15 protein-coding genes are annotated in these 14,000 nt (G+C 71.5%); 6 read left to right on the forward strand and 9 right to left on the reverse strand.

All coding sequences use genetic code 11. The features are described from left to right. Positions 1 to 22 precede the first annotated feature (22 nt). Both ABZX22_RS20720 and ald read left to right on the forward strand, forming a co-directional pair. The gene (locus ABZX22_RS20720) at positions 23 to 1,405 is read left to right on the forward strand and encodes an aspartate aminotransferase family protein (protein ID WP_354911324.1); all 1,383 of its coding nucleotides are present in this window, start codon (positions 23 to 25) and stop codon (positions 1,403 to 1,405) included. A gap of 28 nt (positions 1,406 to 1,433) precedes the next feature. Then, a complete protein-coding gene (ald, locus tag ABZX22_RS20725; protein ID WP_354911327.1) occupies positions 1,434 to 2,549 on the forward strand; it encodes an alanine dehydrogenase in 1,116 nt (371 codons plus the stop codon). Between the two features lie 59 nt (positions 2,550 to 2,608). Here the strand turns inward: ald and ABZX22_RS20730 are convergent, their stop codons facing one another. From ABZX22_RS20730 to ABZX22_RS20750, 5 genes are all read right to left on the reverse strand, one after another. Next, positions 2,609 to 4,030 (reverse strand): tetratricopeptide repeat protein, encoded by a 1,422-nt coding sequence (locus tag ABZX22_RS20730; protein WP_354911329.1) that lies wholly within the window; start codon positions 4,028 to 4,030, stop codon positions 2,609 to 2,611. A 54-nt stretch (positions 4,031 to 4,084) separates the two neighbouring features. Continuing rightward, positions 4,085 to 5,008 (reverse strand): sulfite exporter TauE/SafE family protein, encoded by a 924-nt coding sequence (locus tag ABZX22_RS20735; protein ID WP_354911332.1) that lies wholly within the window; start codon positions 5,006 to 5,008, stop codon positions 4,085 to 4,087. 92 nt (positions 5,009 to 5,100) lie between these two features. Beyond that, positions 5,101 to 5,316, reverse strand: coding sequence for an SHOCT domain-containing protein (locus ABZX22_RS20740; protein WP_354911334.1), 216 nt, complete (start codon positions 5,314 to 5,316; stop codon positions 5,101 to 5,103). 176 nt (positions 5,317 to 5,492) lie between these two features. Then, on the reverse strand, positions 5,493 to 6,140 hold the full coding sequence (locus ABZX22_RS20745; protein ID WP_354911337.1) for a response regulator transcription factor: 648 nt from the start codon (positions 6,138 to 6,140) through the stop codon (positions 5,493 to 5,495). Next, on the reverse strand, positions 6,137 to 7,237 hold the full coding sequence (locus ABZX22_RS20750) for a histidine kinase (protein ID WP_354911338.1): 1,101 nt from the start codon (positions 7,235 to 7,237) through the stop codon (positions 6,137 to 6,139). The genes ABZX22_RS20745 and ABZX22_RS20750 overlap by 4 nt, the downstream gene beginning before the upstream one ends. Before the next feature lie 368 nt (positions 7,238 to 7,605). Between ABZX22_RS20750 and ABZX22_RS20755 the strand changes: the two genes are divergently transcribed. Together ABZX22_RS20755 and ABZX22_RS20760 are read left to right on the forward strand one after the other, a co-directional pair. Next, a complete protein-coding gene (locus ABZX22_RS20755) occupies positions 7,606 to 9,129 on the forward strand; it encodes a gamma-glutamyltransferase family protein (RefSeq protein WP_354911341.1) in 1,524 nt (507 codons plus the stop codon). A gap of 60 nt (positions 9,130 to 9,189) precedes the next feature. Continuing rightward, on the forward strand, positions 9,190 to 9,585 hold the full coding sequence (locus ABZX22_RS20760; RefSeq protein ID WP_354911343.1) for a hypothetical protein: 396 nt from the start codon (positions 9,190 to 9,192) through the stop codon (positions 9,583 to 9,585). A gap of 67 nt (positions 9,586 to 9,652) precedes the next feature. On the opposite strand, the gene ABZX22_RS20765 is transcribed toward ABZX22_RS20760, so the two are convergent. The 3 genes from ABZX22_RS20765 to ABZX22_RS20775 all read right to left on the reverse strand — a co-directional run bounded on the left by ABZX22_RS20765 (position 9,653) and on the right by ABZX22_RS20775 (position 12,319). Then, on the reverse strand, positions 9,653 to 11,134 hold the full coding sequence (locus tag ABZX22_RS20765) for an NAD(P)/FAD-dependent oxidoreductase (protein WP_354911345.1): 1,482 nt from the start codon (positions 11,132 to 11,134) through the stop codon (positions 9,653 to 9,655). After that, positions 11,091 to 11,999: a metal-dependent hydrolase gene (locus ABZX22_RS20770; protein ID WP_354911348.1), complete on the reverse strand. Its 909-nt coding sequence runs from the start codon at positions 11,997 to 11,999 to the stop codon at positions 11,091 to 11,093. Before ABZX22_RS20770 ends, ABZX22_RS20765 begins: the two co-directional genes overlap by 44 nt. 146 nt (positions 12,000 to 12,145) lie before the next feature. Further along, a complete protein-coding gene (locus tag ABZX22_RS20775) occupies positions 12,146 to 12,319 on the reverse strand; it encodes a hypothetical protein (protein ID WP_354911351.1) in 174 nt (57 codons plus the stop codon). Positions 12,320 to 12,424: 105 nt separating this feature from the next. Here ABZX22_RS20775 and ABZX22_RS20780 point away from each other — a divergent pair, with 105 nt between their 5' ends. Both ABZX22_RS20780 and ABZX22_RS20785 read left to right on the forward strand, forming a co-directional pair. Continuing rightward, a complete protein-coding gene (locus tag ABZX22_RS20780; RefSeq protein ID WP_354911353.1) occupies positions 12,425 to 13,192 on the forward strand; it encodes an SURF1 family protein in 768 nt (255 codons plus the stop codon). Between the two features lie 5 nt (positions 13,193 to 13,197). Beyond that, positions 13,198 to 13,500 carry a DUF3817 domain-containing protein gene (locus tag ABZX22_RS20785; protein WP_354911355.1) on the forward strand — a complete coding sequence of 101 codons (303 nt, stop codon included), beginning with the start codon at positions 13,198 to 13,200 and terminating at the stop codon, positions 13,498 to 13,500. 186 nt (positions 13,501 to 13,686) lie between these two features. Here ABZX22_RS20785 and ABZX22_RS20790 read toward each other — a convergent pair whose 3' ends face one another. Beyond that, positions 13,687 to 13,878 (reverse strand): hypothetical protein, encoded by a 192-nt coding sequence (locus ABZX22_RS20790; protein WP_354911357.1) that lies wholly within the window; start codon positions 13,876 to 13,878, stop codon positions 13,687 to 13,689. Positions 13,879 to 14,000: the final 122 nt, after the last annotated feature.

Consider the following 14,000-nt stretch of genomic DNA (forward strand, 5'->3'; position numbering starts at 1 on the left):
TCAGACACGAGGGAAGATAGCGATGACGCAGCCCGAAAACGACGTGCTCAAGGCCGCTCAGGACAACCTGTGGTTGCATTTCACCCGCCACAGCTCCTACAAGGAGCACGAGATCCCCACGATCGTCAGGGGTGAAGGCGCCTACATCTACGACATCCACGGCAAGCGTTACCTCGACGGACTCGCCGGACTCTTCGTGGTCCAGGTCGGCCACGGCCGCAGCGAGCTGGCCGAGGCGGCCGCCAAGCAGGCGCAGGAGCTGGCCTTCTTCCCGCTGTGGTCCTACGCCCACCCCAAGGCGGCCGAGCTCGCGCACCGGCTGGCCAAGGAGGCGCCCGGCGACCTCAACCGCGTGTTCTTCACCACCGGTGGCGGCGAGGCGGTCGAGACCGCGTGGAAGCTGGCCAAGCAGTACTACAAGGTCACCGGCAAGCCGCTCAAGCACAAGGTGATCAGCCGCCAGATCGCCTACCACGGCACCCCGCAGGGCGCCCTGTCGATCACCGGCATCCCGGCCTTCAAGCAGATGTTCGAGCCGCTCGTGCCCGGCTCCATCCGCGTGCCGAACACCAACCACTACCGCGCCGACGAGATCTCCGGCATCAAGGGCATGACGCCCGAGCAGTACGGCCTGTGGGCCGCCGACCGCGTCGCCCAGGCCATCGAGATGGAGGGCCCCGACACCGTCGCCGCCGTCTTCGTCGAGCCGGTGCAGAACGCCGGCGGCTGCTTCCCGCCGCCGCCCGGATACTTCCAGCGGCTGCGCGCGATCTGCGACGAGTACGACGTGCTGCTGGTCTCCGACGAGGTCATCTGCGCGTACGGCAGGCTCGGCACGATGTTCGGCGGCCAGAAGTTCGACTACACGCCCGACATCATCACCTCGGCCAAGGGCCTGACCTCCGGCTACTCGCCGCTCGGCGCCATGATCGCGCACGACCGGCTGTTCGAGCCGTTCAAGGACGGCGCCGAGATGTTCGCCCACGGCTACACCTTCGGCGGGCACCCCGTCTCCGCCGCCGTCGCGCTGGCCAACCTCGACATCTTCGAGCGCGAGGACCTGCTCGGCCACGTCACCCGCAACGAGGGCGCCTTCAAGAGCACGCTGGAGAAGCTGAAGGACCTGCCCATCGTCGGAGACGTCCGCGGCTCCGGCTACTTCTGGGGCATCGAGCTGGTCAAGGACAAGACGACCAAGGAGACCTTCAGCGCCGAGGAGTCCGAGCGGCTCATCCGCGGCTACCTGTCCAACGCCCTGTACTCCCACGGCCTCTACTGCAGGGCCGATGACCGCGGCGACCCGGTCATCCAGCTCGCCCCGCCGCTCATCGCCGGGCAGAAGGAGTTCGACGAGATCGAGTCGATCATCCGGACCGTCCTGGTCGAAGGCCTGAACCTCCTCTAAGCACCCCCCTCTCAGGAAAGGAACCACCATGAAGATCGGCGTTCCCGCCGAGGTGAAGAACCACGAGTACCGCGTCGCCGCCACCCCCGCCGGTGTGCACGAGCTGGTACGAGGCGGCCACGACGTTCACGTCCAGCGGGGCGCCGGTCTCGGTTCGCACATCACCGACGAGGAGTACCTCGCCGCCGGTGCCAAGATCCTCGACTCCGCCGACGCCGTGTGGGGCGAGTCGGAGATGGTGCTCAAGGTCAAGGAGCCCATCGCCGAGGAGTACCACCGCATGCGCGACGACCTGGTGCTCTTCACCTACCTGCACCTGGCCGCCGGCAAGGAGTGCGCCGACGCGCTGCTCAAGGCGGGCACCACCGGCATCGCCTACGAGACCGTCCAGGTCGGCAACGCCCTCCCGCTGCTCGCCCCGATGTCGGAGGTCGCGGGCCGCCTGGCTCCCCAGGTCGGCGCCTACAACCTCATGCGCTTCAACGGCGGGCGCGGCGTGCTGCCCGGCGGCGTCCCCGGTGTCGCCCCCGCCAAGGTCGTCGTCATCGGCGGCGGCGTCTCCGGCCTCAACGCGGCCCAGATCGCGGTCGGCATGGGCGCGGACGTGACCGTCCTCGACACCAACATCGACCGCCTGCGCTTCATCGACGCCGTCTACCAGGGCAGGCTGAAGACGCTGGTGTCGAACTCGTACGCGATCGAGCAGGAGGTCCTCAAGGCCGACCTGGTCATCGGCGCGGTCCTCATCCCCGGCGCCAAGGCCCCGACGCTGGTCTCCAACGAGCTGGTCTCCCGCATGAAGCCCGGCTCCGTGCTCGTCGACATCGCGATCGACCAGGGCGGCTGCTTCGAGGACTCCCGCCCCACCACGCACGCCGAGCCCACCTACCAGGTGCACAACTCGATCTTCTACTGCGTGGCGAACATGCCCGGCTCGGTGGCGAACACCTCGACGTACGCGCTCACCAACGCGACGCTGCCCTACGCGGTCAAGCTGGCGAACCTGGGCTGGAAGGAGGCGCTGAAGGCGGACGCCTCGCTCGCCCCCGGCCTCAACACCCACGCCGGCCAGGTCACCAACGAGCCGGTCGCGCAGGCGCTCGGCCTGCCGTACGTGCCGGTGGCCGACGTGCTGGCCGCCTGACGGACGAACCTCTCACGACGACGCCCGCCGGTTCGCCCCCCGGCGGGCGTCGTCATGTCTCAGCGGGCGCACAGCCGGCCGCGGAGCTCGCGCGCCGTGGCCAGGACGTGCTCGATCTCCGACGGCGTGGGCCACGGCGCCGTCCCCGGCCGCACGATCGTCGCCCGCACCGACGCCAGGTGCTCCACCGCCGACGGCCGCATCCCGCTCCGCTCCACCAGCCACACCACCACGTCGGTGTGGTCACGCGGCGGCCTGGTGAGCAGGTCCCACGTGCCGAGGATCTCCGTCAGGTCCCGCACCCGCAGCCTCGCCCCGCCCCTGCGTCCCGTCGCGGCGGCCGCCAGCTCGGCCCTGGCCGCCAGCTCGGGTTCGGCGAGCCGGTCCCAGGTGGGCGGCGGCGGGTCGGCCAGCCACTTCTCCGCCTCCTGCGTGTTGCCGGTGGCCGACAGCAGCCCCCCGAGCTCCACCGCCGCCCGGTGGTGCCCGGCCGTCGCCGCCTGCCGGAACCAGTGCTGGCCGCCCTCCAGGTCGCCGAGCTCGGCGATGAGCAGCAGCCCGAAGTTGAAGGCCGACTCCGCGTCGCCGCTCGCGGCCGCCCTGCCGAACCAGTGGCTGGCCCCCTGCGAGTCGGACAGCTCCACGCAGACGAACCCCGCCATCCGCTGGTCCTCGACCCGCCCGGCCTGCGCGGCCCGCTCGAACCAGGCGCGTGCCGTACGGAGGTCGCGGTGCGACAGCGCGATGCCGCCGAGCTGGGAGGCGGCGCCCGGGTGCTCGCTCTTGGCGGCCAGCCGGAAGCAGGACTCGGCGCCCTCGGGGTCGCGGGTGGCCTGCAGGTAGAGCCCCAGGTGGTAGGCGGCGTCGGCGTGCCCGCCGCGAGAGGCGTACTCCCAGCAGCGGACCGTCTCCTCCTCCTCGCCCGCCTGGTAGGACAGGAAACCCAGGTCGTGGGCGGAGGCGACGTCGCCGTCGGCGGCGGCCCTGCGGTGCCACTCGCGGGCGACCGGCAGCTCGCCCGCGTCCTCGCAGATCAGCGCCAGCCGCCTGGCCGCCTGCCGGGATCCGGCCCGCGCGGCGCTCTCGAACCACCCGCGGGCCGCGTCGACGTCGCCGCGCGACTCCAGCAGCAGGGTCGCCAGGTTGACCGCGGCCTCGGCGTCACCCGTGCCCGCCGCCAGCTCGTACCACCGGACGGCCTCCTCGAGCGTGCCGTGCTTCTCGTGCCAGACACCCAGGTTGTAGGCGCTGTCGACGTTGCCGGCCGCCGCGGCCCGCTCCCACCAGTGCCTGGCGGCCGTGCGGTCACCGCGCTGGGCGAAGAGCTTGCCCAGCCGGTGGGCGGCCTGGGCGTCGCCGTCCTGGGCGGCGACGATGAGATCGGGCTCGCCCCCGGAGCGGGGCGCGGGAACCGGCGCGGTCGTCTCGAGGACGTGCCCGGCCGGCGCCGCCACCCCCTGCTCGTTCTGCCACCACGTCATGGCGCCAGGGTGACATGTGATGACGTGGTGGCGGAGTGTAATCGACGAGAACGTTCACCGTGACGTGCCGGCGACGAACCTGACGAACCCCGGGTACATGCCCATCGCGCACGAGTAGCGCAGCGTCCCCGGCTCCTGCGGCGGCAGCCGTACGGTCGCCGGTAGCGTGACGTCCCTCCCGGCGATCGACACCGTCCCCGCGCATCCCGGCGCGCTCGTCCTGAAGACCAGCGTGACCGGCGTGCGGGCGGGCATGGTGACGATGCCCGGCCGGTAGCCGTCACTCGTGGCCCAGATCGTGGCCGTGCTCGCCACGCTCGCGGTGCCACCCGCGCCCGCCGTGCCACCCGTGCCCGCCTTGCCACCCGTGGCCGCCGCCGCGGGCGAGCTCGGCAGCCAGCCGCCGAGGCTCAGCCCCGAGCCGATCGTCCACACCCCGACGGCCACCGCGGTGCCGGCCGCCACCACGGCGAGCCTGGTACGCGACAGCCGGCGGACGACGAACCCCAGCAGCGCGAGGGCGGGCGAGGTGCCGATCACGAAGCCCGCCATCACCGCCGCCCCGGCGATCGCCGAGCCGCTGGAGACGGCCACCATCTCCATGCTCAACGTCACCCCGCAGGGCAGCAGTAGCGTCGCCGCGCCGAGCAGCGGCGCCTTGAGCGGCCGTCCAGGCGGCGGGGGAGCGCAGCGCCGCCGGCGGAACGTCCTGGCGGCGAACAGCAGCACCGTGACGCCCGCCGCGATCAGCAGCACCGCGCGGACCGGCGTGGGCAGCCTGATCACCGCGCCCAGGGCGCCGAGCAGGCCGCCCGCCACGGCGTACGCGGCCAGGCGGCCTGCCAGGAACTGGCCCACGGCCCACGGGGAGGCCCCCGTCAGGCCGAAGAGCAGACCGCCCTGCATCGCCGTACAGGAGGCGGCGCCCGCCACCAGACCGGCGGCGAGCCCGCTGACGAACAGGGTGACCGGCTCCACACCCTCATCCCCGCCTCGGAGTTGTCTTCGCCTGCACGCTAACCTCACGCTCCGCAGTCGGCCAGTAACAGTTGTTTCACCGGTGGGAGCGTTTACGACCTCAGCACGGACGAGCGCTGGAGGTACTCCTCGTCGTCCAGCTCGCCGCGGGCGTAGCGCTCGGCGAGGATCTGCTCGGCCGAGGCCGTACGGCTCGGCGGCGGCCCGCCCCGGACGCCGGCCCGCCTGCCCTTGACGAAGAGCGTCGCGGCGCCGGCCAGGACCAGTGCCCAGAAGATCGGGAAGACGGGCCAGAAGAAGCTGTGCATCGCTGGTGTCCTTTCTCGACGATGCCTCCAGCCTCCCGCGAGAGGCCGCGCGCCGAATCGGACGGCGGTCGCGTCCCGGCATACGACGCCCGGCGTAGCCGCCGGCGCCTCGGGAACCACCGGAGCCGCTGGAGCGCCGAGCTGCTGGAGCGCCGAGCCGCCGGAGCGCCGAGCCGTCAGAGCCAGCCCGGCCGCACCAGGCCCGACTCGTAGGCGATGACCACGAGCTGCGCGCGGTCGCGGGCGTGGAGCTTCATCATCGCCCTGCTCACGTGGGTCTTCGCCGTCGCAGGGGACATGAACAGCCTGGCGGCGATCTCGTCGTTGGTCATCCCCGTGCCGACCAGCGCCAGCACCTCCCGCTCGCGCTCGGTCAGCAGGTCGAGCCCGTCGGCGGCGACCGGCTCCTTGGCCCGCGTCGCGTACTCCGCGATCAGCCTCCTGGTGACGCTCGGCGACAGCAGCGCCTCGCCCGCCGCCACCACCCGCACCGCCTGGATCAGCTCGGCCGGCTCGGTGTCCTTGACCAGGAAGCCGCTGGCCCCGCCGCGCAGCGCCTCGAAGACGTACTCGTCGAGCTCGAAGGTGGTCAGGATGATGACGCGCGGGCCAGGCGGCATCTGCCTGGTCGCGGTCAGCCCGTCGGTGCCCGGCATGCGGATGTCCATGAGCACGACGTCGGGCGCGTGCTCGCGCGACAGCCGTACCGCCTCGGCCCCGTCGGCGGCCTCGGCGACGACGCTCATGTCGGGCTGCGCGTCGAGCAGCGCCCGGAACCCGGCCCGCACCAGCGCCTGGTCGTCGGCCAGCAGCACCCTGATCATTCTGTTTCCTCCGGTAGTGGCAGCCTCGCCTCGACCTGGAACCCGCCGCCCGCCGGCCCCGCGACCAGCGTGCCACCGAGCGCGGCGGCCCGCTCCCGCATGCCGGGGATGCCGTTGCCGCTGCCCGCCTCGGCCAGGACGGCAGGCATCGCCGGGCCGCTGTCGGCGATCGCGATGACCAGCTCGGCGGGCCGGTAGTCCAGCCGCACCAGGACCCGGGAGCCTGGCGCGTGCCGGGCGGCGTTGGTGAGCGACTCCTGCACGATGCGGTAGGCCGCGCGCTCGACCTGCGCGGGCAGCGGGCGCGCGCCGCCCAGTTCGAGCGACACGTCGAGTCCCGACCGTTCCACCAGGTCGCCCAGCCGGTCGAGCCCCGCCGTCGGCGAGCGGGGCGCGCCCTCACGCAGCACGTTCAGCACCGAGCGGAGCTCGCCGAGCACCTCCTTGGAGGCGCTCTTGATCGTGGTGAGCGCGGCGCGGGCCTGCGACGGGTCGTCGTCCATCAGGTGCAGCGCGGTGGAGGCCTGCACGTGGATGAGCGAGATGTTGTGCGCCAGCACGTCGTGCAGCTCCTGCGCCATCGTCAGACGCTCCTCGCTGGCCTGGCGCCTGGACTCCTCCTCCGCCACCCGCGCCCGCTCGGCGCGGCTCTCGCGCCGGTACCTGGCCAGCTCCCCGGCGGCCAGGATCAGCGCCATGACCGCGACGATCGCCAGCACGTGCCACAGGCCGGGCGAGGGCGGGTAGACCAGCCAGGTCGAGTAGATCAGGAAGAAGACGGTCGTGAGCCCGGAGGAGATCAGCGCGAGCTTCCTGCGACCCTCGGCGACGGTCTGGAAGAGCATGATGATCGGGCTGGCGAACACGGGCCCGTACGGGTAGCCGCCCCACAGGTACAGGCAGGTCGCCGTGAGCGTGAGCGCCAGCGACGTCGCGGGGAAGCGGTTCCTGGCCAGCATCATCGCGGGCCCGACCAGCAGCAGGAGGACGGCCGTCGCGTCGACGGGCACGCGGTCGTGCTGCCCCAGGCTCGCCCCCTGGGAGGCGATCACCTGGAACGCCGCGACCACCAGAGCGAGATAGGGGGTCTTGCGCACCCACCCACGCTAGACGAGGACACCGGCCAGGACATCCGCCCGATGTGGCAGGGGGCCCTACCACCGGCGGCGTACCTGGTCCATTGTGGGGATCATGCGCCGACACATCCTCGCTCTCGTCGCCGTCACGCCGTTCCTCGTCGCCGCACCGGCCGTCGCCGGGCCGGCCGTGGATCACAAGCCGCCGCCCGCCGTGAAGCAGCCCGTCGCCGAGGGGTACGGCGGCGCCGTGGCGACCGTCGACCTCGACGCCAGCAAGGCCGCGCTCGCCGTGCTCAAGAAGGGCGGCAACGCGATGGACGCCGCGGTGGCGGCGGGCGGGTGCTCGGCGTCACCGAGCCCTACTCGGCCGCGGTGGCGGCGGGCGGGTGCTCGGCGTCACCGAGCCCTACTCGGCCGGGTTGGCCGGCGGCGGGTTCATGGTCTACTACGACGCCAGGCGGGGCAGGGTCTACTCGATCGACGGGCGGGAGACGGCGCCCGCCGCGATGACGTCGACCTCTCTGGAGGGGATCCCGTTCGAGGAGGCCGTCACCAGCGGCCTGTCGGCGGGCGTGCCCGGCGCGGTCGCGCAGTGGGACCTGGCGCTGCGCAGGTTCGGCACGGTCAGCCTGCGCGACGCGCTCAAGCCCGCCGTCGAGGTGGCGTCCAAGGGTTTCGTCGTCGACCAGACCTTCCACGACCAGACCGCCGCGAACGCCGCCCGGTTCAAGGACATCGCCTCCACCGCCAAGCTCTACCTGCCGAACGGCGCGCCGCCACCGGTCGGCTCGGTGTTCAGAAACCCCGAGCTCGCCGACACCTATCGCGAGCTGGGCAGGCGCGGCCCCGAGTGGCTGTACGGCGGGCGGCTCGGCCAGGAGATCGTCGCCACCGTCAAGAACCCGCCGATCACCCCCGGCGCGACCCGCAACGTGCGTCCCGGCCTGATGGAGGTCTCCGACCTCACCGCCTACCGGGCGCTGACGCGCGAGCCGACGCGGGTCGACTACAACGGCATGCAGGTCTACGGCATGTCGATCCCGTCCTCGGGCGGCTCCACGGTCGGCGAGGCGCTCAACATCCTGGAGGCGCTGCCCACCGTGGGCCTCCACGAGTTCCTGGAGGCTTCGCGGCTGTCGTTCGCCGACCGCGGCAAGTACGTCGGCGACATCCCGAACGTCCCGCTGGCCGAGCTGCTCAGCGACGGCTTCTCCAAGGAACGCGCCTGCCTGGTGGGCGAGCGGGCGATGGCGCACCCGGCCGCCCCCGGCCAGCCGGACGGCACCTACGCCGACTGCGAGCGCCCGCTGGACGAGGCGTCGGCACCGCCCGCTGAGGAAGGCCCGGAGACCACCCACCTGGTCGTCGCCGACCGCTGGGGCAACGTGGTCGCCTACAACCTCACGATCGAGTCCACCGGCGGCAACGGCATCGTGGTGCCGGGACGCGGCGTGATGCTCAACAACGAGCTGACCGACTTCACCTTCGGCCCGGCGCCCGGCGACCCGAACCTGCCCGCCCCCGGCAAGCGCCCCCGCTCGTCGATGGCCCCGACCATCGTGCTCGACGAGGGCAAGCCGGTGCTGGCCGTCGGCTCGCCCGGCGGCTCGACGATCATCACGACCGTGCTGCAGATCCTGGTCAACCGCTACGAGTTCGGCATGAAACTGCCGGACGCGCTCGCCGCGCCCAGGGCCACCCAGCGCAACACCGCCCAGACCCAGGCCGAGCAGGCCTTCCTCGACCGTTACCGGGCCGAGCTCGAGGCCAAGGGGCACACCTTCGCGCTGAACCCGGAGATCGGCGCGGCGACCGCCCTGGAGTTCGTCGGCCGGGGCAGGATCCAGGCCGTCGCCGAGCCCGTACGGCGGGGCGGCGGCAGCGCGCTGGCCGTTCGCAGCGCGCCGTAGTCGTCCGATCACGTATCGTGCGGTGGGTCCCTGTCCCCTGTCGAGAGGATCCCCCGCACGATGCCTCCGCACCTGATGCTCGCCGCCGCTTTGGCCGCCACCGTCCCGGTCCTGCCCGCGGTCGTCCCGGCCCGCCCCGCCGTGCCGGTGCCGCAGGCCGTCCCGGCGGTGCCGGCGCCGGCCTGCCGGGCGGACGTGTGCCTGTGGACCGGCGCCCGGTACACCGGTGCCCTCCACACGTGGCGGGAGGCCGACGGCAACGTCCACATCGGCCCCGAGCACGCCGACAGGGTGGGCTCGTTCGTGGCCAACGCCGAGGTCTGCTTCGTCGACACGGCCGACTCCGAGTGGAGCTGGAACGAGCGGCGCCGGGCGGGCGCCGGCGACTACAGCCCCAACTACCTGCGCCGCTTCGGCCAGCGGATGGACCGCATCGCACCGGCCCGCTACTGCTAGCGCGCGCGCCGGCCCGGGCGGTGTGCCGGTCGGGTCTTCGGGGTGGCGGCGCGGCGGCGCCGGCCGGCTAGTAGATCAGCTCGAAGGCGTCGGGATTCATCCGCCTGGTGCGTGCCCAGTACTCGAAGGTGAAGCCCGGCCAGACCGTCCGGTTGACCCCGTGCTCGTCCAGGTACCACGAGTCGCACCCGCCCTCGCTCCACACCAGCCGGCCGAGGCGTTCCTGCAGGCGCCGGTTGAAGGCCCGCTGCCGCTCCGGCTTGACGTCGATCGCCCTGGCCTGGGTCCTGGACAGCAGTCGCAGGCAGTCCATGACGTAGCGGACCTGCGACTCGATCATGAAGACCACGGAGTTGTGGCCCAGCCCGGTGTTGGGGCCGAGCAGGAAGAACAGGTTCGGGAAGCCCGTGGTGGTGATGCCGTAGTAGGCCTCGATGCCCTCCTGCCACGCGTCCTGGATCTTCACGCCGTCCCTGCCGACGATCCGCTGCTCCTGCAGGGCGTCGGTCACCTTGAAGCCGGTGCCGTACACGACGACGTCGGCCGCGTGCTCCTTCCCCGTGACGTCGACGACCGCGTGGCCGCGCAGCTCGGCGATGCCGTCGGTGACCAGCGAGACGTCGGGCCTGCCGAGCGCGGGATAGTAGTCGCTGGAGATCAGGACGCGCTTGCAGCCGATCGTGTAGCCGGGCGTGAGCTTGCGGCGCAGCTCGGGATCGGGCACCTGGCGTTCGAGGTGCCGCAGGGCCGTCCGCTCGTGGAAGGCCATCAGCCTGGGGTCGACGGCGAAGCCGAGCGCCCTGGTCTCCAGCGTCCAGTAGATGCCGTTGCGCAGGGCGCGGGCGGCGCCGGGCAGGGTGAGCAGGCGCTTCATCCGGTCGGGGACGGCGAAGTCGGGCTTGGGGTGGATCCAGGGGGGCGTGCGCTGGAAGACGGTCAGGTGGGCGGCCTCTTCGGCGATCCGCGGGACGAACTGGACGGCTGAGGCGCCGGTGCCGACGACCGCCACCCGCTTGCCCCGGAGGTCGACGCTGTGGTCCCACTCGGCCGAGTGGAACGCGGGCCCGGCGAACTCACCCGCTATTTCCGGAAATTTCGGGACGTGGAGGGCGCCGATGGCGGAGATCACCGCGTTGGCGCGGAGCGTCAGGCCGTCCGAGGTGGCGACCTCCCATTCCCTGCCGGTGTATTCGAGGCTCACGACGTGCTTGCCGTACCGGATGTGGGGGTCGATGCCGTACTTCCACGCGCAGGCGCGCATGTACTCCCAGATCTCCTCCTGCGGGGAGAACATCCGTGACCAGCCCGGATTGAGCTCGAAGGAGTAGGAGTACATGTGCGAGGGGATGTCGCACGCGCACCCGGGATAGGTGTTGTCGCGCCAGGTCCCGCCCAGCTCGCCGGCCTTCTCCAGGATGACGAAGTCGTGGAACCCGGCCTCCTTCAACTTGATCGCCATCCCGATCCCGGCGAAACCCGAACCGATGATGACGATTCCCGGCTTGTCACTGGTTGCCACGGGACCTCCTGTACGACGCGAACTCGGCATGCGCGGGGGAGATGGCGATGTAGTCGAGAGCGGCCTTCAGGTCGCCCTCCTGGCTGGGATGGAAACCGGGCCGCAGATACCTCGGCGCGGCCAGGACCAGGCTGCGTAACGTCGGCACCCTGCCCTGGCGGGCGCGGCGGAGGAAATGCGTCCACCTGGCCTGGACGCGACCGGCCACGACCGGGTCGCGGGCCAGCAGGAACGCCGTGCCCCGCCTGACCAGGGTCACCAGGATGGGCCCGGTCATGAGCATGGTGCGCGCCCTGCGCGTGTAGGCGCCGTCGAGGTGCATGAACAGGTCGTAGGCCACGCTGCGGTGCTCGACCTCCTCGGCGCCGTGCCAGCGCAGCAGATCCAGCATCACGGGGTCGGCGCCGGCCGCGTCCAGCGGCCGGGCCCGCAGGATCCAGTCGCCGAGCACCGCCGTGTAGTGCTCGATCGCCGCGATGACGGCCAGCCGCTCCTTCAGCCAGTAACCCCTGGCGAAGGGCGGCATCGTGTGGTCGCCGAGCAGGCGCTCGAAGAACCACTCGACGTTCTCGACGAAGGGGGCCGTGTCCAGGCCCTGCTCCTTCATGTGCTCGAGCACCCGCTGGTGGGCGACCGCGTGCGTGCCCTCCTGGCCCATGAAGCCCTTGACCTCGGCCTTCAGCCTCTCGTCCGTGACGTACGGCAGGGCCTGCTTGAAGACGTGCACGAACCATCGCTCACCCGCCGGCAGCAGCAGGTGCAGCACGTTGATCAGGTGTGTGGAGAAGGGGTCGCCCGGCACCCAGTGCAGCGGCGTGTCCTCCCACGAGAAGCGCACCCTGCGCGGCTGGATCATGCCGCCCTCCACAGGTGGACGTCCGACTTTATTGGACACAGAGTCCAATGTAGACAGACATGCGTGCCCTGGTCCAGAGGTGGTGACCGTACGGAAGGATCACAGGACCGGGCGTCACGGTGTCCTGGAACGACAAGAACCCGCCGCGACCTCGTCGAGCGGCGGGTGGGACGGCCTCCGGGCGGTTAGACCAGGAGCAGGTACGCGATCACGCCGACGATGGCGACGGCGAGGACCACGGCGATGATCGGCAGGACGGAGGAGCGCTTGGGCTCGGCCGCCGCCTCGTTCTCGGCCCGCTGGGCGAACGCGCGGAACTGCTGGGTGTTGCCCGCGGGATCGATGTGCTGGTCAGACATGCGTTGCACTCTAGCGGGATCAGCTGGTGCATTTGCACCTTTTAGCGTGACCCGGTAAGGGCACTCGATTATCGGACCGCAGGTATCGCCGGATAGCGTGGACGCATGCTCAGAACCCTGCTCGCACCCCGCATGCTCGGGTTGCACCTGCTCGCGATCGGGGTTCTCGTCTCTTTCATCCTGCTCGGCCGCTGGCAGCTCGGCGTGTTCGAGGACTCGGGCAAGCCCACGGCGACCACCGACCCCGGTCCCGTCGCCGTCGAGACGCTCAGCAAGGTGGGCGCCCAGATCGACGGCACCTCGGTGGGGCGGCGCGTCACCGTCTCCGGCTCCTACGACGCGGCCAGGCAACTGCTCGTCGCCGACCGCAAACCCGACGTGTCGGCGCCCGGCGGCAACGTCGCCAGGGGCCAGGGCTACTGGGTGCTCACCCCGATCAGGCTGACCGACGGCACCCTGATGCCGACCGTGCGCGGATGGGTGGCCGAGGCCGGCGATCCGGGCGTGACCGTGCCGCCCGGCCAGGTGACGGTGAGCGGTCGCCTGCGGGCGCCCCAGAACACCGACAGCGTCCAGCGGCGGGCCGAGGGCGTGCCCGCCGGCCAGGTGCAGACGGTCTCCACGGCCGAGCTGATCAACCTGTGGCGGGGGGAGAAGGTGCGCAACGGGTTCGTGGTCGCCCAGACCCCCGGGCTCACCCCCGTCAAGGTGCCGCCACCGGTCACCGGCGGCACGCTGACCTGGCGCAACCTCGCCTACGCGGCCAACTGGTGGATCTTCGCGGGGTTCGCCGTGTTCATGTGGTTCCACTTCGTCCGCGACGCCGTACGTTCCAGCAAGTCCCCTGAACCCGAAGCCGTTCTAGAAGGTTGATGCTCGTGGAGTCCGCACTCAAGCCCTTCCGGGTCCTCGCGTACATCGTCGGCACCATGCTGCTCGTGCTCTGCACGGCCATCGTGCTGCGGTACGGCTTCGACGTCCCCCAACCCTCCAAGATCGTCTCGCCGATCCACGGGTTCCTCTACATGCTCTACCTGATCGCGGTCATGAACCTCGGCATGAAGGCGCGCTGGACCTGGGGGTACATGCTCGGCGTCATGCTGGCGGGCACCGTGCCGCTGCTGTCGTTCTACATCGAGCGCAGGGTGACCGCCAAGGTGCACGAGGCCATCGCCGCCTGACGGGCGGCTCCGACGCGGCCGTCGACAGACGGGAAGGAGGCCGTCACCCGGGGTGACGGCCTCCTTCCGTGTCCGCTGGTCCGGCGTGCTGGACCGCTGGTCCGGCGTGCTGGATCGCGACCCGGCCGCGACCCGGCCACGGCCGGCCATGGCGTGGTCCGTTGCGACCGGCGCGGGTCGCTGCGGTCAGTGGCCGATGCCGCGCCTGCGGGCCCTCTTGAGCCGCTCACGCTGCGACGGGTCGAGCATCATGTAGCCGACCACGGGCGCGGCGACGACGCCGAGCAGCACGAGCAGGGTGAGCCAGCCGGGCAGGAAGATCCACGACAGCAGGACGGCGATACCGGCGCCGATGGCGTACTTCTGGACGGGCGACATCCTCAACATCCCTCCGAACGCGGAGCCCGCGCCCCGCCTCTCCACATTCTGCGTCGCCGATATAACGAGTGGGAGCCTCCGCCGGGTTCCATCCGCGATATATCTCATTTCTGCGGACCTCC

Origin of the sequence: Nonomuraea sp. NPDC003804, from assembly GCF_040610675.1 — a bacterium.
Lineage (GTDB): Bacteria > Actinomycetota > Actinomycetes > Streptosporangiales > Streptosporangiaceae > Nonomuraea.

What these genes read in the sequence shown, in the direction of transcription:
- ABZX22_RS20720 (WP_354911324.1), top strand. Translation starts at nt 23, where the DNA reads ATGACGCAGCCCGAAAACGACGTGCTCAAGGCCGCTCAGGACAACCTG.
- ald (WP_354911327.1), top strand. Translation starts at nt 1,434, where the DNA reads ATGAAGATCGGCGTTCCCGCCGAGGTGAAGAACCACGAGTACCGCGTC.
- ABZX22_RS20730 (WP_354911329.1), bottom strand. Translation starts at nt 4,030, where the DNA reads ATGACGTGGTGGCAGAACGAGCAGGGGGTGGCGGCGCCGGCCGGGCAC.
- ABZX22_RS20740 (WP_354911334.1), bottom strand. Translation starts at nt 5,316, where the DNA reads ATGCACAGCTTCTTCTGGCCCGTCTTCCCGATCTTCTGGGCACTGGTC.
- ABZX22_RS20745 (WP_354911337.1), bottom strand. Translation starts at nt 6,140, where the DNA reads ATGATCAGGGTGCTGCTGGCCGACGACCAGGCGCTGGTGCGGGCCGGG.
- ABZX22_RS20760 (WP_354911343.1), top strand. Translation starts at nt 9,190, where the DNA reads ATGCCTCCGCACCTGATGCTCGCCGCCGCTTTGGCCGCCACCGTCCCG.
- ABZX22_RS20765 (WP_354911345.1), bottom strand. Translation starts at nt 11,134, where the DNA reads ATGCCGAGTTCGCGTCGTACAGGAGGTCCCGTGGCAACCAGTGACAAG.
- ABZX22_RS20775 (WP_354911351.1), bottom strand. Translation starts at nt 12,319, where the DNA reads ATGTCTGACCAGCACATCGATCCCGCGGGCAACACCCAGCAGTTCCGC.
- ABZX22_RS20780 (WP_354911353.1), top strand. Translation starts at nt 12,425, where the DNA reads ATGCTCAGAACCCTGCTCGCACCCCGCATGCTCGGGTTGCACCTGCTC.
- ABZX22_RS20790 (WP_354911357.1), bottom strand. Translation starts at nt 13,878, where the DNA reads ATGTCGCCCGTCCAGAAGTACGCCATCGGCGCCGGTATCGCCGTCCTG.